Annotated in this window: 16 protein-coding genes; 8 read left to right on the top strand and 8 right to left on the bottom strand. The window is 35.0% G+C overall.

Annotation, left to right across the window (positions count from 1 at the left end):
* Genes DPQ89_RS08590 through DPQ89_RS08570 form a run of 5 tightly spaced genes read left to right on the top strand, consistent with a single transcriptional unit; the run spans window position 1 to window position 5,630 of the window.
* Window positions 1-792, top strand: a complete 792-nt coding sequence (locus tag DPQ89_RS08590) for an ArsA-related P-loop ATPase (RefSeq protein ID WP_127716527.1) — start codon at window positions 1-3, stop codon at window positions 790-792.
* The gene (locus DPQ89_RS08585) at window positions 789-1,841 is read left to right on the top strand and encodes an ArsA-related P-loop ATPase (RefSeq protein WP_127716526.1); all 1,053 of its coding nucleotides are present in this window, start codon (window positions 789-791) and stop codon (window positions 1,839-1,841) included. Before DPQ89_RS08590 ends, DPQ89_RS08585 begins: the two co-directional genes overlap by 4 nt.
* A 9-nt stretch (window positions 1,842-1,850) precedes the next feature.
* Window positions 1,851-3,068: a glutamate--cysteine ligase gene (gene gshA / locus DPQ89_RS08580; protein WP_164848322.1), complete on the top strand. Its 1,218-nt coding sequence runs from the start codon at window positions 1,851-1,853 to the stop codon at window positions 3,066-3,068.
* Window positions 3,069-3,078: 10 nt separating this feature from the next.
* A complete protein-coding gene (locus DPQ89_RS08575; RefSeq protein WP_127716524.1) occupies window positions 3,079-4,461 on the top strand; it encodes a pyridoxal-phosphate dependent enzyme in 1,383 nt (460 codons plus the stop codon).
* Window positions 4,461-5,630 carry a PLP-dependent aspartate aminotransferase family protein gene (locus DPQ89_RS08570; RefSeq protein ID WP_206611151.1) on the top strand — a complete coding sequence of 390 codons (1,170 nt, stop codon included), beginning with the start codon at window positions 4,461-4,463 and terminating at the stop codon, window positions 5,628-5,630. Before DPQ89_RS08575 ends, DPQ89_RS08570 begins: the two co-directional genes overlap by 1 nt.
* A gap of 1 nt (window position 5,631) precedes the next feature.
* Here the strand turns inward: DPQ89_RS08570 and DPQ89_RS08565 are convergent, their stop codons facing one another.
* Together DPQ89_RS08565 and DPQ89_RS08560 are read right to left on the bottom strand one after the other, a co-directional pair.
* Entirely contained in the window at window positions 5,632-6,219 is a 588-nt protein-coding gene (locus DPQ89_RS08565; RefSeq protein ID WP_127716523.1) for a hypothetical protein, read from the bottom strand.
* On the bottom strand, window positions 6,200-7,300 hold the full coding sequence (locus tag DPQ89_RS08560) for a hypothetical protein (RefSeq protein WP_127716522.1): 1,101 nt from the start codon (window positions 7,298-7,300) through the stop codon (window positions 6,200-6,202). The genes DPQ89_RS08565 and DPQ89_RS08560 overlap by 20 nt, the downstream gene beginning before the upstream one ends.
* Before the next feature lie 252 nt (window positions 7,301-7,552).
* Between DPQ89_RS08560 and DPQ89_RS08555 the strand changes: the two genes are divergently transcribed.
* A complete protein-coding gene (locus DPQ89_RS08555) occupies window positions 7,553-8,281 on the top strand; it encodes an HD-GYP domain-containing protein (RefSeq protein WP_164848321.1) in 729 nt (242 codons plus the stop codon).
* Between the two features lie 2 nt (window positions 8,282-8,283).
* On the opposite strand, the gene DPQ89_RS08550 is transcribed toward DPQ89_RS08555, so the two are convergent.
* Together DPQ89_RS08550 and DPQ89_RS08545 are read right to left on the bottom strand one after the other, a co-directional pair.
* On the bottom strand, window positions 8,284-10,818 hold the full coding sequence (locus DPQ89_RS08550) for a chemotaxis protein CheW (RefSeq protein ID WP_127716520.1): 2,535 nt from the start codon (window positions 10,816-10,818) through the stop codon (window positions 8,284-8,286).
* A gap of 8 nt (window positions 10,819-10,826) precedes the next feature.
* Window positions 10,827-11,774 carry a response regulator gene (locus DPQ89_RS08545; RefSeq protein WP_127716519.1) on the bottom strand — a complete coding sequence of 316 codons (948 nt, stop codon included), beginning with the start codon at window positions 11,772-11,774 and terminating at the stop codon, window positions 10,827-10,829.
* A gap of 108 nt (window positions 11,775-11,882) precedes the next feature.
* Here DPQ89_RS08545 and DPQ89_RS08540 point away from each other — a divergent pair, with 108 nt between their 5' ends.
* Both DPQ89_RS08540 and DPQ89_RS08535 read left to right on the top strand, forming a co-directional pair.
* Window positions 11,883-12,278, top strand: a complete 396-nt coding sequence (locus DPQ89_RS08540; protein ID WP_127716518.1) for a hypothetical protein — start codon at window positions 11,883-11,885, stop codon at window positions 12,276-12,278.
* Entirely contained in the window at window positions 12,262-13,749 is a 1,488-nt protein-coding gene (locus DPQ89_RS08535; RefSeq protein ID WP_127716517.1) for an AarF/UbiB family protein, read from the top strand. The genes DPQ89_RS08540 and DPQ89_RS08535 overlap by 17 nt, the downstream gene beginning before the upstream one ends.
* Here DPQ89_RS08535 and DPQ89_RS08530 read toward each other — a convergent pair.
* From DPQ89_RS08530 to DPQ89_RS08515, 4 genes are read right to left on the bottom strand one after another with little or no spacing between them, the layout of a single operon-like run.
* Entirely contained in the window at window positions 13,742-14,785 is a 1,044-nt protein-coding gene (locus DPQ89_RS08530; protein WP_127716516.1) for a hypothetical protein, read from the bottom strand. The genes DPQ89_RS08535 and DPQ89_RS08530 overlap by 8 nt on opposite strands.
* Window positions 14,786-15,844, bottom strand: coding sequence for a chemotaxis-specific protein-glutamate methyltransferase CheB (cheB, locus tag DPQ89_RS08525; RefSeq protein WP_127716515.1), 1,059 nt, complete (start codon window positions 15,842-15,844; stop codon window positions 14,786-14,788).
* A gap of 5 nt (window positions 15,845-15,849) precedes the next feature.
* Window positions 15,850-17,415 carry a methyl-accepting chemotaxis protein gene (locus tag DPQ89_RS08520; protein WP_127716514.1) on the bottom strand — a complete coding sequence of 522 codons (1,566 nt, stop codon included), beginning with the start codon at window positions 17,413-17,415 and terminating at the stop codon, window positions 15,850-15,852.
* Window positions 17,412-17,888: a chemotaxis protein CheW gene (locus DPQ89_RS08515; RefSeq protein WP_206611150.1), complete on the bottom strand. Its 477-nt coding sequence runs from the start codon at window positions 17,886-17,888 to the stop codon at window positions 17,412-17,414. Before DPQ89_RS08515 ends, DPQ89_RS08520 begins: the two co-directional genes overlap by 4 nt.
* Between the last annotated feature and the right edge of the window lie 2 nt (window positions 17,889-17,890).

The following is a 17,890-nucleotide window of genomic DNA, read 5'->3' as shown; positions in this document are numbered from 1 at the left end:
ATGGCACACCGTCTATACATAGTAACTGGTAAAGGCGGTGTCGGTAAAACTTCAGTCGCGCTCTCACTTGCAAAGAAACTATCACAAAGAGGGGTCAAGGTTCTATACAATAGCTTTGACCAGGAGAACCAATCTGACTTGTGCACTCAATTAGATATTCCATTTGTTCACTTTGATCTCATTGAGTCTGCAAAAACTTACATGGGAAAGAAGCTAAACTCAGAACTTGTTGCAAATTGGATAATGAAAACTCCATTTTTTAAATCGTTATTCAATATGATTCCAGGCCTAGGCCATATGATCTTACTCGGCCACATTATAGATCTACTGGAGTCTGATCCTAACCTAACAATTGTATTAGACTCACCTTCAAGCGGTCACGCTTTGACAATGTTTGAGTCCTCACATAACTTTAAAGAAATTTTTGGCTCAGGTCTTCTCGTTGAAGACATCAAGAGAATGCATGACTTTATTTATGGAAAAGATATTTTAAAGAATTTAATTATCTCACTTCCAACCAAAATGGCCCTTAATGAGTCTATAGAAGTAATTGACCATTTGAAAAAATTAGATTTTGAAAATACTCATCTAGTTGCAAATGATTGTCTCTCGCCTATCTTAAACACTGACGAAGAATTGCCGAGTTTTTTGCAAACAAAGAAAGATTTAGAACTATCAGTTATTAATGAATTTAATGGGAAAATTTTAGAAAAGATTCCTCATTGTCTCGCTCCAAACTTTAAAGCTGTTATGACCGAGCTTTCAAACTCACACTTAGAGGAGCTAATATGAGCATTCCCAATAAGAGAGTTGAGATTTTTTGCGGAACTGGTGGTGTTGGAAAAACAACATTAGCGACCTCTAGAGCTGTAGCTCTCTCAGAAAAAGGACTCAAAGTTCTTCTAATTACCATAGATCCAGCAAAGAGACTCAAGCAAGTTCTCGGGCTTCAAGATTCAGACTCAGGAATTCTAAAGAAAATAGATACTCAAAACTTCAGTGAAGATAATGTTGAGAATACTTTTGATGCTTTACTACTATCTCCTTCACATACTTTAGAGCGTATCGCTAAGGCAGAAGGACTCGAAAAAGAATTAGACAATAGAATTCTCAAAGTTCTGACCAAACCTTATGGTGGAATGAATGAAATAATGGCAGTTCTTGAAGTTCAGTTTCACTTAGCAACAGGAAATTACGATACAGTTGTTTTAGATACTCCTCCAGGTAAGCACTTCTTAGACTTCTTAGGCGCAACAAGAAAAATTGAACACTTTTTTGATAAGAGTTTTGTAGAAATTTTTAAGTTTCTTGGAAAGAAAGTTTCAGGAGAATCGGCGCCAAAGAAATTCTTAGGAAAACTCGTTTCATCTGGAGTAAAAAAACTTCTTAGCTATCTAGAGAAAGTCACAGGTGGTGACTTTGTTGACATCTTCATAGACGCAGTCAGTCTATTATATCGCTGTCGTGAACACTTTACTTCGGCAATAGATTTTCAAAAAGAACTCGGTAAAGAAGACTTCTCAAACTGGTTCTTAGTCTCATCAGCTGAACACCATAAAGTTGGAGAGGCCATGAGTTTATTTACCGAAGCTAAAGACTTTATGCATGGTGACAATTATCTTGCAGTAAATAAGTGCTTAAAACCGTTTCTTGATAATTGGCATCCTCAAGAGTCTAAGTTAAAAACACTTAAATCCACTATGCTCACCAGAGAAAATGAGTTAAAAATGTTTGCCGGCAACAACTTTAAAAAAGTTCTCGAGTTTTCCGAGATCTTATCTTCCGAACCCAAGGTCCATGTAACTGACCTGGCCAGTGGATGGAAACTTCTTCCGGCCTAGGAGTTAATGATGTCATTTGAAATTAATACAAAAGATGAATTTGAAAAATTCACAACTTCTCATTGGAATAGAATTAACGATTACTTGGACTCAAAATTTGAAGTGGCCTTTACTCCTCTTTATTCAAGTGTCGATATAAGAGAGAGCAAAACAAAACTAGCTCCAGTCGATCACAATATGTATCCTGCAGGTTTTAATAATTTATGTGCACTAGATTTGGATTTTTCATCATCAATTTTTGAAAATGTAATTAAGTCGATTGTACCTCAAGCTAAGACTGTGGGAATTATACCAGAGTCACACACTAAAAACCTTTTCTACCTCGATCATTTAGCAATACTAGGGAAGGCCATTAGAGATGCAGGCTACGAAGTTGTCTTTATAAGCTTTGATGAAAATCTCTTCAATGGTCAAGATAAATTGGAACTTGTGTCTCACTCAAATTTTGATCTTGAAATAAATAAAGTAACTGTTAAAGATGGAATCCTTTTCTCAGAAAATACTGAGATAGACTTTGCTATTCTCAATAATGATCAATCTGATAAGATAGATATTGAATGGAATCAAATCAAAACCCCAATTAATCCTACTCCGCTTATTGGATGGTACGCACGACAAAAGAATAAGCACTTTGCTTTTTACAAAAAAGTTGTTGAAGAGTTTGCAAAAGAGTTTTCTATTAATCCAGACATTTTACAAGCAAAGTTTATAGCCGTTGAGGATGTCGATTTTTCTTCTAAGCAAGGACTAGAAAGATTAGGAAGTGCAGTAGATGAAATAAAATCTCAATTAAGTGAAGAAAAGAAAGTATTTGTAAAAGCATCCAAAGGTACTTATGGAATGGGAATTAGTGTTGTCTCTTCAGGTGAGGAAATAATCTCTATGAACCGCAAAGCACGTAACAAAATGGATATTGGAAAAAATAAAATAAAGTTTACATCTCTTCTAGTCCAGGAAGGTGTTGAAACAATGATCAAGTATGATGATATGCCAGCAGAAGTTGCAATCTACTTAGTAGATGGAAAGAGTGTTGGTGGATTTATGAGAGTAAATAAAGACAAGGGAACTGATTCAAACCTTAACTCTAAGGGAATGGTTTTTAGAAAGTTCTGCATTAGTGAAATTAAAGAAAATAGCGACTTCCAATCTAAAGAAGCGATGTATACCGTTGTCGCACGACTTGCAACTCTTGCAAGTACATTTGAAATTAAAGAAGTATTAAATTAAGGAGCAAAATATGATGAAAGGTGCAAAACCAAATGTAGTTGAGGCCATCGGTGGTACCCCAATTGTAAAATTAAATAGTCTAGCCAATGAGGTAGATTCAGATATTTATGTAAAACTAGAATTTATGAATCCTGGTGGTTCTACTAAAGATAGAATTGGCGCATATATGCTTGATCAGGCCGTTAAAGAAGGTGATTTAAAGCCAGGTGGAACAATTATCGAAGGTACCTCTGGAAATACAGGTGTCGGTCTAGCTATGTGGGCAGCTGTTCACAAATATAAGTGTATTTTTGTGCTCGCTGATAAACAATCTCAGGAAAAAATCGATAACCTAAGAGCTTTTGGAGCAAAGGTCGTTGTATGTCCTACAAATGTTGAACCAGATGACCCAAGATCTTACTATAGTGTTTCAAAGAGATTAGCTGAAACTATACCAAATTCATTCTACGTAAACCAATACGACAATATTCATAATAGAAATACTCACTACAACTGGACTGCTCCAGAAATGTACGAACAGACGTCTGGAGATTTTGACGTATTTATGGCCGGAGTAGGAACAGGTGGAACAATAACTGGTTGTGGAAAGTACTTTAAAGAGAAAATGCCTAATGTAGAAATTGTTGGAATTGATTGTGAAGGATCAATTATAGCTCATTATAAGAAGACAGGTGAAATTTGTGAAGCCAAGTCCTATGTTCTTGAAGGTGTTGGAGAAGATTTTATTCCTGGAAATTATGACTTTGATGTAATTGATGACTTCGAAGTTGTTGGAGATAAGGAAAGTTTTTTAATGACTAGAAGACTTCTCAAAGAAGAAGGTATTTACGCAGGAGGTTCTGCTGGGGCGGCCATTTGCGGAGCTCTAAAATATGCTAAAAAGCAAAAGACCAAGAAGAAAATTTTGATACTTTTACATGACTCAGGAAATAGATATGCTTCGAAGATCTACAATGATGATTGGATGAGTGACAATGGTTACCTGGACGCTTCGTTTAACGTTCAAATTAAGGATGTACTTAATGATATTGGAAAAAAAGGTTCAATATTCACAATAAACGATACTTCAACTATTGGTCAGGCAATCGATATAATGGATACTAACGGTGTATCGCAATTGCCTGTTATCAACTCTGCACAAGAAATTGTTGGTCTAGTTGCCGAAAAGAATCTTGTTAAGCCTGTGCTTATGGGTGAGTTTGCAAAAGATGATAATATCTCTCTAGCTTCAACTTCAAAGTTTCAAATTGTTGATCAAAATGAACTATTAGAAACTGTTGCAGAGGCACTTCTTAAGAAAGAAGTCGCCCTGATTACAGAAAACGGAAAACTTAAAGACATCCTAACTGAAATCGATGTTCTTCAATATTTTTCTAAAAAGGGTAATATTTAGTGAAAAAGAGTATTCTCAAAAGCTTAGACAAGGCATCTAAATGCATACATGTTGGTGGACATCCAGATAAAGAAACGGGCGCAATAATGCCCCCTATTTATCAAACGACAACATATGTGCAGTCTAGTCCAGGAGTGCATTCCGGCTATGAGTATACTCGTTCACATAACCCAACTAGAACAAGACTTGAAGAGTGCTTAGCTGCTCTTGAAAATGGAAAATATGCCCTGGTTACGGCCAGTGGTATTTCTTCGGCAATGCTAGTTATGCATGCTCTTCCGGCCGGATCGACTATTCTATGTGGTGATGATGTATATGGTGGAACTTATCGTCTTTTCACAACAGTTTTTCACGAGCTACACAAAATTGTCTTTGTAGATACTACTGATACAAAAGAATTAGCTAGCAAAATAAAAGAGCACAAACCAAGCTTACTCTGGATTGAGACTCCAACTAATCCTCTTTTGAAAATTACAGACATTAAGAAAGTTGTAACTCTAGCAAAGCAATCAAAAGTGAAAACCTTAGTCGATAACACTTTCATGAGTCCCTACTTCCAAAACCCTCTCAACTTAGGTGCAGATATTGTTCTACACTCTATGACTAAATATATTAACGGTCATAGCGATGTTGTTGGAGGAGCGCTCATATTAAATGATACGACTCTCTACAAAAAACTTTGGAAGCTCCAAAACTCTCTTGGGCCATGCCAGTCTCCATTTGATTCCTGGTTAGTGCTAAGGGGAATTAAAACTCTTTCCATTAGGATGGAAGCACATCAAAAGAATGCATTAAAAATTTCAAAGTGGTTAGAGTCTCACCCTCAAATTGAAAAAGTACTTTACCCTGGATTAAAAAGTCATCCACAACACTCTATTGCAAAGAAACAGATGAGTGGCACCGGTGGAATGATTACTTTCTTTTTAAAAGGAAATCTAAATACTTCTAAGAAATTTCTTCAAAAAGTAAACCTATTCTCACTTGCGGAAAGTCTAGGAGGAGTTGAAAGTCTAATTGAGCATCCTGCCATAATGACACATGCTTCAATCCCTAAGGAAACAAGACTCCAGCTTGGAATTAAAGATAACTTGATACGTTTGTCTGTTGGTATAGAAAATGTTGATGACCTAATTCAGGACCTAGCTCAGGCCCTAAATTCAGTAAAATAAATTAAAACTCAGCAGGACCATCTTCAACAGGAGTAGATTCATCAGAATTAACTTTATTTAAAGCTTTTTGATTAACTCCGTTGAGTAGAATTCCTTGATAATCACTTCCTCTATTAAAAATTATCCCATCTCCGAGATATCTCTTTAAAAGTAAAACCGAGCAATAAATTTTTCCATGTTCATTTGAAATATCTTCTTTTTGTCCAGTTGCAAAAATTAACCCATCATCTTGTAAGATCGTTTCAATCTTCTTCACTTCTTTACAATACTCACTTGAACCTTCTAAACACCCTTTTTCACGCTTTAGCACTTCTACAGCACCTGAAGTTTTTTTAATGTGAACAGGGCCTCTACAGACATCTATCGTCCAATGACTTTTTATAAACTTGAGTTTAGAGTGAGCAATTGTTAAAAGACATTCACTCTTTGATACAGTAACAATATTTTTGGAAAGTCCAAAAGGCATGGCCTTGTGCTCTACTGTCGAATCAAAATTTGAATTCAAACATTCCATGTCACTAAACATTTCAGCTGAAAAACCATTCGTTTGTAATAATAAGAAAATAATACTAAATCTGAAGAATTGCATTTTTATCGACCTCAAAAACAAGCATAGTTGCATCGTGTGAAAAGAACATTCCTTTCTTCTCATTTCTTAGAGTATAGAAGACTTCATTTAATATTTCACGTGATGTTTCAGATTTTTTTTCTACTGCTGTAGAAATTAACGCTTCTTTACCTGGAGAATTTTCTAATAACCCACTCGAAAGAACCATTAATTTTGAGCTTCGATTCAAAGTAAAACTTTCCTCTGTGACAACTTTTCCATCATTAAGCAGCAGACTTCCGCCAGAACGCCAGACCTGCCCCTTCATAGTCTTTAGATCTATTCGAACAAAGAGTAAGTCTAACTTTCTCTTCTCTTCTTTTAGCTTGGCCTGTGCAATTTCATTTTGAACGTTTTCAATATACTCAGTAATTTTATCATTATTAAAATTTTGAACACTTCTAAGCTCGTCAAATTGTCCCATTATCATACTAGAGACAAGATAAGACCGCGAACGAGCAACAAGCATAAGTACTTCCTTATCATTGGAAAGAACATCAAAGAATTCCCCTCCAGCACTTTCACCAGCTCCAAACTTACTTATAGCACTTAGGCCCTTAAATTTTTCTTCTCTAATAGGTACGAGTTTTTCATGAATTGTCTTAAGCCTTTCCAGTTCAACAATTGCGCTCGAGACAATTGTATCAATATTGGCACCAACGACTTCTAATTCGTCTTGGTCTATTCCAGAAAATGTAGGGTTAACAAGTAGATTGAACCATGGATAATTGAGTTCTATATCGAGATCAGTGTTAATAACTCCTTTTATAAAGCGATCAACCTTGCAAAGGTCTTTAACAACTTTTTGATCTAACTCAGTACTTACACCAGCGATTACAATTGTACCGTTTATCCTCATTCGATTATTATCTAAAAAACTTTTGAAAACTTCCCACTTACGAATAGAAAGAATAATCAGCGCCTCATCGTCACTTAATAGGTTTTCAAAAACATGACTTTGCTCATAGTTAAAAGGAATAACTTCACAAATGTAATTATTTTCGAGACTTGAAAAGTACTTTTTGATTTCATCTTCACATGAGACGACTACGATTTTTTTCATATTTTCCTATTTCTAATTTAATACCTAATTCCGATACTTTAAGTCTAACAAGCTTCATTAATTTTGAATAGTTAGGTAAAATTCTACTCTCAGAAGTAGACCCAAATCTTTGGCACTAAATAAAATAACAAGACCACCCTAACCTACTGAAACCTTTGAAGCTCACCGATAAATCTAAAGGTTTTTACTCAATATTACGATAATTCATAAGCACGCTATAAAATAAACTCAATGCGAGCAAAGAGCTATATTATGGAAAAAAAGAAAGATAACGTCATTTCATTACAAAATGTAATCGCTAATGTAGCGATGCTTGATCTTGTTAAACAAGTTAGAGAGTTGCGAGATCAACAAAGAGAAATGTGCGAGATGGCCGTTAAAACTATGCTGCGTGCTCTAGATGCGAAGGATAATTATACTTACGGTCATAGTATGAGGGTAGCATTCTATAGTGTAACTCTTGGCCAGGAACTAGGGTTAAATCCTGAAGAGATGTATGAGTTAGAAATGTCAGCTTTATTTCATGATATTGGAAAAATTGGTGTTCCTGATGCAGTTCTAATGAAGCCCGCAAGACTTACAGAAGAAGAGTTTCTTAAAATGAAAGCTCACCCGAGTATGACTGCTGAAATTCTAACAGACTTTAAATATTTTCAAGATATAGCAACATATGCCAAACACCACCATGAAAGATATGATGGAAGAGGTTACCCTGATGGGCTTGCCGGAGAAAATATTCCCCTTTTTTCACGAATAATATTAATCGCTGATACCTTTGATGCTATGACTTCAACAAGACCATACAGAAAAGGCCTTCCATACGAAGTCGCATTTAGTGAACTAGAAGAATTTTCAGGTTCACAATTTGACCCAGAACTTGTTAAACACTTTATAAAGGCAATGACAAAAGAAGACTCTAAAGGAGTTGAGACTTTTGAATTAAAAATTGTAGAAGGTGTTTTCGCAAAGGATGCTGCTTAAGATTAAGCAGCATCCTTAAGAATTTCATTTAGAACAGGCTTCTTATAGTTCTCAATAATATGATCAACATCTAGAACATTTACAGTCACATTATTAATATAGACAGTCCCTTTAATTCCGTCTCTGTCCGAAGTAGAGAAGTTAATTTCCTCTTCCGTTACTCCAATATCTTTAATATCGTCTACGACGAATCCATACTGAGAACTTCCCTTAGAAACAACGATTACTTTTAGAACTTCATTATTTCTAAAATTATCTTGTGAATGGCAAAAACCTAATCTTTTTTCAACATCAATAATTGGTAAAACGTTATCACGATATCTAATTAGCGCAAGTTTACCAGTGTATTCGAGCTTGCTTACTTTGAACTCCTCTAAGCGGACGACTTTTTCAAGTGGAATTGCATAGTTAGACTTCTCACTGAAGTTAAATTGCATAAACTCCTGCTCAGTTGAAAAGTTCACGAACTCTTCTTCAAATTCTTCTTCAACATCCAATTTAATATTTGCATACTCCGCAAAACCGCACAGGTCTAAGACCATCGCCATTTCTCCATCACCAACGAAAGTAGCACCTTGAAAGCAAGATATTCCTTTTAGATGCTTAGATAGTTTCTTACAAACAACTTCTTCTATATCATGGATTTCATCGACGATTATTGCATACTTAAAACCCTCTCCTTTGACGATAACAATATTCATCTCACTTGTTTGCGCATTAGATTCAATATTTAAAATTTTATCTACACCAACTAAAGGGATTAATTCTCCATGGTGTCGTAAAATAGAGCCTCCCTCAACCTTGTGAATGATCTCTCCATCCTTTTCACCACAGTAATTAACAACTTCATCGACGTCTTCTAAAGCTAGGCAAAAATTATGATCGCCAACTGAGACCATTAAAGATTTTATAATTAAAACACTTCTTGGGATTGGCAGAACTAAAGTAAACTTAGAGCCTTCACCTAGTTTTGAGTTTATATGTATCTTTCCTCCAACATTAGTCACAGAACTTTTGACCATATCCATACCGACACCTCTTCCACTTATGTCAGTTACTTCTGCGGCAGTACTAAATCCACTTTCAAAAATTAACGAAAAGATTCTTTGATCACTCATACGATCTAGCTGTTGCTGAGTAAATAAATTATTCTCTAATGCCTTGGCCTTGATTCTAGAAACATCCATCCCATTTCCATTATCTTCAATTTCAACAATGACATTCTCTCCTTCTTCAAAGGACTTAATAGTTATAAGTCCCTGGGCCTCCTTACCTGCCTTGACTCGGACTTCCGGTATCTCAATACCATGATCAACACCGTTTCTAATCAAATGGATTAATGCACCATTGAGAACCTTAGAAAGACTTGTATCAATCCGAAGAGCACCACCTTCTGTTACGAGTTCAATATCCTTATTTAAAGATTTACAAGCATCACGAATAACACGCTTTAAAGGTTTATAGATGGACTCCATATCCACCTTACGTAGCTCTGTGATTTGAAATTGTAATAAAGAACTAACCTTATGCATTTCATCAAGAGTTTCGGATAGAACCTCTATATCACGGTCTCCCGTATACTTTGCTTCAAGCTTCATTGCACTCTTAAGTACTGAACTTCGTAGTACAGTTAATTCACCACTGAACTCCATAAATTCATCTAACACTCCTACACTTACATTAATTTTTTCTTCTTCTGTCTTGCTTATCTCCTTGGTCCCTGCACTTGAAGAAGAAGAAGAAGAAGAATCATCTTTAGAGACGAGTATAGTCTCTTCAGACGAGAAATCCTCATCAAAAACCTTGAGCTTCTCTGAGACATCAAACTCAAATTCCCCTCCGGATTTTATACTGTTAAACATATACTTAAGTTCATCAAGACCAACAAGAAGTGTATTAATGACTTTTTGAGATACTTTAATATTGCCATTCTTTAAGGCCGTGACTAGATCCTCATATCGATGAGTATATGCAGGGATTGATTGAAGGCCTACGCAAGAAGAGGTCCCTTTAATAGTATGAAGCAATCTAAAATACGTATTAAGGGAATTGATATCATGTGGGTCACTTTCAAGGTTTAATATTAGATTCTCAATTTCATCTAACATCGGATACGATTCTTCAATAAATGAAGTAACCATTTCGTAATCTTCATTTAAAACTGAAAGTCTCTTTTGCCCTAGAGTTGAGATAAGTTTATGTATCTCATCAAAATCGATTGGTTTTTTTAAGAAGGTGCATATATTTAAGTTCATCCCCTCCATTGCCATCTCTTTATCATAGAAACCTGTAATTAAAGCAAAGGGTATTTCACTTGCATAAGAGAGAATATCTCTACGAAAAGAGAAACCATCATGATCGGGCATTCTAAAGTCTGAAAAAATAAAAATGATAGAATTAGCATTTAGTTTTACATATTCCTTAGCTTCATCCACTTCAGAAAAAGTAACAACTTCAAATTCACTAGAATCTAAACAAGTCGAATAAATATCTAAAATTTCAAGTTCATCATCTACACAAACAATTTTATATTTCATAACTTCCTTTACGCTGCATTCTTAAGATTTTTTCTTTGTTCTAGAATTATTTCCAATTCTGTTTTAAGTGTTCTACGTACATTTTCTTTGCCAGACTCCTCAAGGTATTTATCTAAGTCTGAAAATTGATACATAATATAGTCTATGCTCTTTTCTAATAGTTTTTTTGAACGGTAACGATTAATTGCAAGGCGAGCCATTTTTTTTACATACTCAAGGTCGATGGGCTTTTCTAAAAACCCTTGGGCTCCATATGAAAGAGACTCCATCATCACTTCTTTAGTAATAAAGCCACTAAAGAAAATGAAAGGTATCTCAGGGTGGACGGCATGAACTTCTTTGAGTAACTTTAACCCATCTATTTCAGGCATTTTAATATCACTTAAAATAAGATCTGGATCTTCCTCTAAATCTTCAACTAAATCGTGACCATTTGTATATCCCTTGACACGGTAACCTTCACTCTCTAGAGCGAAACTGAGAATTTCAACAATCTCTTCTTCATCATCAACTATAAAAACAAGAGGTGTATTCTTATTTATTACAGAATGCTCAACAGCTTCCTTAACCTTTTTTATTTTATCCACATGAACTGAGAGAGTAACTTCTTGATCTAAATCTGATAATTTATCTACTACAACAAAGTCAACATCTTCACCCTTAAGAATATCTCTTGCAACATCAACAGCATCTAAAAAGAAATCAATTTCTTTTTTTGAAATCTTTCCTATATCGCGTGTACTTTCAAACAAAGTTTCTACCTTATGCATATGTTCCTGCAAAAGCTCTAGACCAAACATTCCAGCAGCACCTTTAAGGTTATGAAACGATCGAAAAATTTGATTAAAATTAACATCAAAGCTCTCACCTTTATCAATATTTAAAAGTCCAACCTCAGCGAGTTCAAACATCTCATCAGCTTCAATTAAAAACTCATCTATCATTGCATCTTCCATTTAATCTCCAATGCCTTCCTATCGGAGAAATAAGTACCTATCTATTCTAAATTTATTCTAAAGATGTGAAATAGGTTGAGTGAAAAAAATTAAAACCGAAGTAAGAGTATGCTTACTTTTCATAAAAAAGATATTGCCTTACAAAAACACTTATCTAATCAAACTGATAATTTCATTCAAGTTAGCGCCTGTATCAAGGCATTTAAACTTCTTGAAGATATAAAGCTATTTTCAATAATTTTTGAACTTAAAAACAATGAGCTTATATCTTTTGTTAGGCTATTAGATAATGCTGAGCAAGTAAGTGCCTTATACACACTGTATGAACTGAAAAGAAGAAGAGGTCGTATTTTTAGAACAACAGTAGCCGAGCTCTCCTCTCTTTCGAAAGTGTCTCCAAAAATAGTTGAGTACATACTAATACTACTAGAAGAAATTAAGATTATCTCAATGTCAAACACAGCAATAATTGAGATAAGATATCTTCATGAAGAATTACGTTAATCTCTACAAGTGTGTATCAAAAATCAACAACATAAGTGATCAAAATGATACACTCGAGAGAAACAAAGTTTTAAATTCATTATATGAAATTTTCACAAGAGAAAAAGGACTATACCTAAAGCTTGGACAGTTTCTAAATCAACACAAGGATGAAGCTAATTACAAAACAAGAACACAACTACCTTTTCTCTCACTTGAGAGAAATTTAAGAGAGAGAATAAATGAAGTCTGCAATGCAAATAACTTGTCTATCGCTTCGTCTCATGTTGAACTTGGATCAATTGGCTGTGTCATAAAGGTTAAAAATGAATCTGGGAACGTCTACGCCTTAAAAATACAATACCCTGAAATAGAGAAGAACTTACAAAAACAATTTTCTGCATTAAACAATGCTCTTAAATTTGCACCAAAGAAAATAAGTCAACATCTATCCTCGAACTTTGTAGAAGAGCTAAAACTAAGTATAACTGAAGAGTTAGATTATTCTAAAGAACAAAGAAATACGAAACAAATGAGTAGCTCAATCTCAGGATCTGTCCGAACCCTAGATGCAACCTGCCTAACAAAGGATACCTTGCTTCTAAACTGGGCCGATGGTCTAAGTGCAAAAGAATTATCAAACAGTATTCAGTCGACGAGAGAATTCTTTGCAAAAGAATTATTAAAGAATTACCTTTATACTCTATTTGAGTCAAAATTCATTCAAATTGATAATCAGGAGGACAACTTTCTTTTCAATACTGATAATAATATTATATACCTCCTAGATTTAGGAAATTGTCAGAAAATTGATAAAAATAAGGTCCACTCTCTTTTAAGAATAATCACTGGTCTCCAAAATAAAGAAGACATAAATTACCTGGACCTATTGGGCAATATAGGGTTTGATAAAGATAAACTTTCTCACATCTCCAATAGAATAGTCCCTCTTCTTTCAGCAATTTTCTCACCTTTCACAAGCCCTTTAAAGTTTGATCTAAACAACTATGATATAAAGAAGATCGTTGACAATATTCTAGGTGAAGACAAGTGGTGGTTTAGGATGGCAGGAAATAATGAGGTATTCTCTCTTATGAGATCTTACTCTTTATTGCTTAAAACTCTAACTCGCTTCAACACTCCAATCTTTTTTTCTAAAATACTAAAAGAAGTAGTATCTGTAGCAACATTTGAAGAGACTAGCTCTATATCAGTTCCACTAGATCATGCAGAAGATTTCTTTAAAGAAATGTCACACCATTTAAATATTATTGTCTCTGAAAACTGTATTGAGAAAGTTAACCTAACCTTTCCTTCACAAGTTTTAAAAAATATTGGAGATTATATGCAAGTAAGCACATTAGAAAAGCTAGAACAAGCTGGAGTGGATCTAAAAGAAGTTATAGCGACAGGATACAAAAATAAACTACGACCACAAACACTTATACATATAGAAAGTTCTAATCAAGAAATATTGATAAAACTTAACTAGCGAGCCTCTCCCCTGAAAATAAATCAACTAGCCCTCTTATTTTGGAAAGGTCTATCTCAGATTCATTTTCTCCACTTACGAGAGACTCTCTAATTGACCATGATGCATCTATAAGATCGTTAATTTTTTCTCCATATGCATTTAACCAATTCTTTTGATCTTGATCACTTAACTTAAAAAAGCTATCAAGACAGTCTTCCCATTGGTCTAAGACATCTTCAACAAGCTTAAAACCAGCTAATCGTGCGGCTCCCTTTACAAGGTGAAATTCACGAAAGAGCGAATTGAAGAAATTAGAAAAATCTCCATCTTCTTTTGCTGTTTTAAAAATCACAACAACGATTTTCTTCATCTTCCTGAACATTTTTTCATTAAATGTCTCTGCAAATTCATTTACAAATGTATCATTAGGACTTTGGGCGACCTTTTCTTTTTCATCATATTTAATTTCAAGTTTTCCTGCTGCTTCTGGATCTAACTCTCTCAATGATTCTAGTGCTGCAAGAGAAAGACCTTCATCATTACAGCTACTTTCATCAGAGACTTTTTCTTTAGGTACAATATTAAAGTCGCTTAGGTCAACGCCCTCTAACTCTTTTAAAGACTCTAGCGCTGCTGAGTTTATCTCTACTTCCTCAGTCGACGCTTCACTCTTAGTCCCTGCTTGAGCTGAATATTCATCGTTTACTGCAGTCTTTTCATATTCTTTTAAAAGGGTTTCTATTTCTTCTTTCTTAAGTAAACCATTTTCGATTAAAAGCTCTGAAAAGCTCTTTTGTGATTGGGTAAGTTTATTCATTAATGATGAAAGTTGATCTTGAGTAATAAAATTCTCATTTATCAATAGATCTCTAAGACTCCTTTTCGTATTAAACTGAATATTTACAAGATCTACAATTTTCTCTTCAGGTAATAGATCCTCACTGACCAAACATTCTAAAAGGCTTGGAGTTGATTTTATCTGAGCACTTAAGCAAGAAATATAATCTTTAAAACTTAGATGCTTATTTTTAAATAAATACGATCCAAAATACATTTACACTCTCTTTGATACTAGGTTTAGTAATTTTCCGAATTGATCTAACTTTAATGTCGTAGGATTAATTCCTGTACGTGAAACAGCACCGGGCATACCCCAGACAATACAAGAGCTCTCATCTTGAATAAATTGATAAGCTCCTCTCTTTTTCAATTCGATACAACCATTTGCTCCATCATCACCCATGCCTGTCAAAATGATAGACAGAACTTGTCCTGTGAAGTTTCTTGAAATTGATTTAAAAAGAACATCCACTGCCGGTCGCACAAAACAAACCTTTTCGTCCTGATTAAGCTTAACTTTCAATTCTGGTGTTATTTCCATATGGTAGTCACCTGGTGCAATTAAGCATAGACCAGCTCGAATTGTATCACCGTGTTGTGCTTCTCTAACTTCAATAGGTGATAGCTTATCTAACATTTCAGCTAATTTCTGTGTAAACATCGGAGGCATATGCTGAACAATAACCATTGGAATAGTTAAGTTTTCAGTAATAGTTTTAAATATCGAGGTTAATGCCTCTGGCCCCCCAGTAGAACATCCTAAACATATGAGTTTCGGTTTTAAACTCATGTTCATGACAATATTCTCTATTTCAACACCACCACTAATATTATCTTTAATCGTATTTTCAATTTGCTCTCTCGAGAAAGAGCGCTTTTGCAAGGCTTCAATTCGAGGAACTAACTCTTTACGAATCATGGAGATTGATCCCTCAATACTCCCAGTCCCCTCAACTTTTTCAACAAAATCATCAGCTCCGATACTAAGAGCTTTTATCGTTCTTTCAGCTCCCTTCTTTGTAAAAGAAGAGAACACTATGATTGTTACGTGTCTATTGAACTTTCGGACTTGCCTTATGGTTTCCATTCCATCTAAAACAGGCATCTCCATATCTAAAGTTATTAAGTCTATGTCAGCATTATCTTGAAGATACTTTACTGCAAGCTCTCCGTTAGAAACAGATTTCGCTATAATTATTCCAGGCACCGTTTCGAGTGCCTGGGATATTGCAGATCTATAAACAATACTATCGTCAACTATTAAAACTTTCATCAATACTACACTTTTATCTTCTCTACATGTATTTGAAGATTGTTTGAAATTTCAGTTAAGATTCTGCTCGCTTCTTGAGCACTCTGAGCATCTTTACCTGTTGTTGCTGCTGCTTGAGAAACCTGAGAAATATTCTCATTAATTTGTTTAACCCCTTCAGCTGATTCTGTAACAATTCTTGTTACTTCATTAGTCGTTGCAGCTTGTTCTTCAACAGACGCAGCAATATTACCTGCATAACCATTTACTTTCTCAATGGCCTCGCTAATCTCTTTGATGGCATTAACGGCACCTTTTGAATCACTTTGAATATTTTCAATCTTCTTAGTAATATCTGATGTTGCTTTGGCAGTTTGCTTCGCAAGCTCTTTAACTTCATTTGCAACAACAGCGAACCCTTTTCCAGCTTCACCTGCTCTAGCTGCTTCAATAGTTGCATTAAGAGCAAGAAGGTTGGTTTGCTGAGCAATTGAAGAAATAACTTTTATTACATTACCAATATCCATACTACTTTCACCAAGCTGCGAAATTATTTCGTTAGTATTCTTCGCCATCTTCATTGCATCATTAGTCATTGAAGAAGCTTCGTTGGTAGTTTTTGTAATTTCCTTAATCGCTGCAACCATCTCTTCCATATTTGAAGCAACAGTTTGAACACCGGCATTAACTTCTTCAGATGCAACACTAGCAGTATTAGCTTGCGCCGAAGTTTCTTCAGCTCCTGCTGAAAGTGAACTCGAAACAGTTTGTAAATTTTGAGCTGAATCATTAAGCTCGGATGCACTCTTAGTGAGTTCTTTAACGAGATTAACCTTATCTGTAACAACATCCCATGTAACCATTGCTCCAAGATAAGATCCATCATTGGCGGAAATTCCTGAGATCAAAAGATCTAACTTATCTTCTCCAACACTGATAATTGCTTTATGTGGTAAATTCGCTGGATCAGATATAATATTCTTAGGTCCAGCAGGGTTTTTATGAAACCAATCGATACTGTTTCCAACTAAATTATCTACTTTTGCTGGTAGTCTATCCTCAAGAGTTCTAAGCGTCTTAGCTGCAGCCTCATTCATGTAGACCATTTTTCCATCAGGTGTCGCCATCATCGTATTTATTGGAGACTTATCAACCATTTGACTTGCTCTTGCCATTTCGGCCTCTAGCTTTAATTTATCTGTAACAACTTCCCATGTTACCATTGGTCCTAAATAGTCACCTGATTCAGACATTATCGCAGATACTAGAAGATCTAATTTTTCTGGTCCTACGTTAATAGTCGCCCTATGTGGTAAGTTTGCGGGGTTTCTGATGATACCTAATTGATGGTCTGGAACTTTGTGAAACCAGTCAATCTTCTTGCCAACAAGATTATCTACTCTATCAGGAAGATACTGCTCTAGAGTTCTTAGAGTCTTAATTGAATTAGAATTCATGTAAGTCAGAACACCGTCTGGTGTTGCCATAAGAGTATTAATTGGGGATAGCTCAAGCATCTGCTCGTAGTTTTGCCCAGTCCCTTTTTCTTGATCATTATCTTCTCTAACCATTTCTACACTTTGTGCTCTCATTTTAAGTCCTCACTTCGTTCAATATTTAAAACTTTTTCCAAGTCTAATAAGATTAATAATTTCTTTTCTAATTTATAAACACCACTAATAAATTTTTTAATTTTTTCATCTAGAGTTTCAGGGGTCGTTTCATAAGTCTCTTTTTCAACATCTATTACATCTAGAATTTCATCAACAACGAGGGAGTATAATGAATCTCCAGAGCGAACAATGATATTCATATAATCTTCTCGATCTATTTCATCTAATCCAAACAACGTCCTTAAACTTATCGCTGTTACGATCTGTCCTCTTAAGTTAATTAAACCTTTAATATACTTTGGCGCTAGAGGTACCGGAGTTAAAAGCTGCGGCTTTATAACCTCTTGAACCTCCAGAACAGACACAGCATAGTGTCCACTTCCAATCTTGAAGCCACATAACTGATTTAAGTCAGAGCTTGTATACATTGATTGATCTATATTTAATTCCACAA

Origin of the sequence: Halobacteriovorax sp. HLS (assembly GCF_004006665.1) — a bacterium.
In the GTDB taxonomy this organism is placed as follows: domain Bacteria; phylum Bdellovibrionota; class Bacteriovoracia; order Bacteriovoracales; family Bacteriovoracaceae; genus Halobacteriovorax.
Note: the sequence above shows the minus strand (reverse complement) of the source record. Positions and strands in the feature narration are given on the sequence as shown.

Coding starts and splice junctions, on each gene's coding strand:
- DPQ89_RS08560 (WP_127716522.1), bottom strand. CDS start 7,300: ATGAAAAAAATCGTAGTCGTCTCATGTGAAGATGAAATCAAAAAGTAC.
- DPQ89_RS08535 (WP_127716517.1), top strand. CDS start 12,262: ATGAAGAATTACGTTAATCTCTACAAGTGTGTATCAAAAATCAACAAC.
- DPQ89_RS08520 (WP_127716514.1), bottom strand. CDS start 17,415: ATGAGAGCACAAAGTGTAGAAATGGTTAGAGAAGATAATGATCAAGAA.
- DPQ89_RS08585 (WP_127716526.1), top strand. CDS start 789: ATGAGCATTCCCAATAAGAGAGTTGAGATTTTTTGCGGAACTGGTGGT.
- DPQ89_RS08590 (WP_127716527.1), top strand. CDS start 1: ATGGCACACCGTCTATACATAGTAACTGGTAAAGGCGGTGTCGGTAAA.
- DPQ89_RS08545 (WP_127716519.1), bottom strand. CDS start 11,774: ATGGAAGATGCAATGATAGATGAGTTTTTAATTGAAGCTGATGAGATG.
- DPQ89_RS08565 (WP_127716523.1), bottom strand. CDS start 6,219: ATGCAATTCTTCAGATTTAGTATTATTTTCTTATTATTACAAACGAAT.
- DPQ89_RS08550 (WP_127716520.1), bottom strand. CDS start 10,818: ATGAAATATAAAATTGTTTGTGTAGATGATGAACTTGAAATTTTAGAT.
- DPQ89_RS08575 (WP_127716524.1), top strand. CDS start 3,079: ATGATGAAAGGTGCAAAACCAAATGTAGTTGAGGCCATCGGTGGTACC.
- DPQ89_RS08540 (WP_127716518.1), top strand. CDS start 11,883: ATGCTTACTTTTCATAAAAAAGATATTGCCTTACAAAAACACTTATCT.
- DPQ89_RS08555 (WP_164848321.1), top strand. CDS start 7,553: ATGGAAAAAAAGAAAGATAACGTCATTTCATTACAAAATGTAATCGCT.
- gshA (WP_164848322.1), top strand. CDS start 1,851: ATGTCATTTGAAATTAATACAAAAGATGAATTTGAAAAATTCACAACT.
- DPQ89_RS08530 (WP_127716516.1), bottom strand. CDS start 14,785: ATGTATTTTGGATCGTATTTATTTAAAAATAAGCATCTAAGTTTTAAA.
- cheB (WP_127716515.1), bottom strand. CDS start 15,844: ATGAAAGTTTTAATAGTTGACGATAGTATTGTTTATAGATCTGCAATA.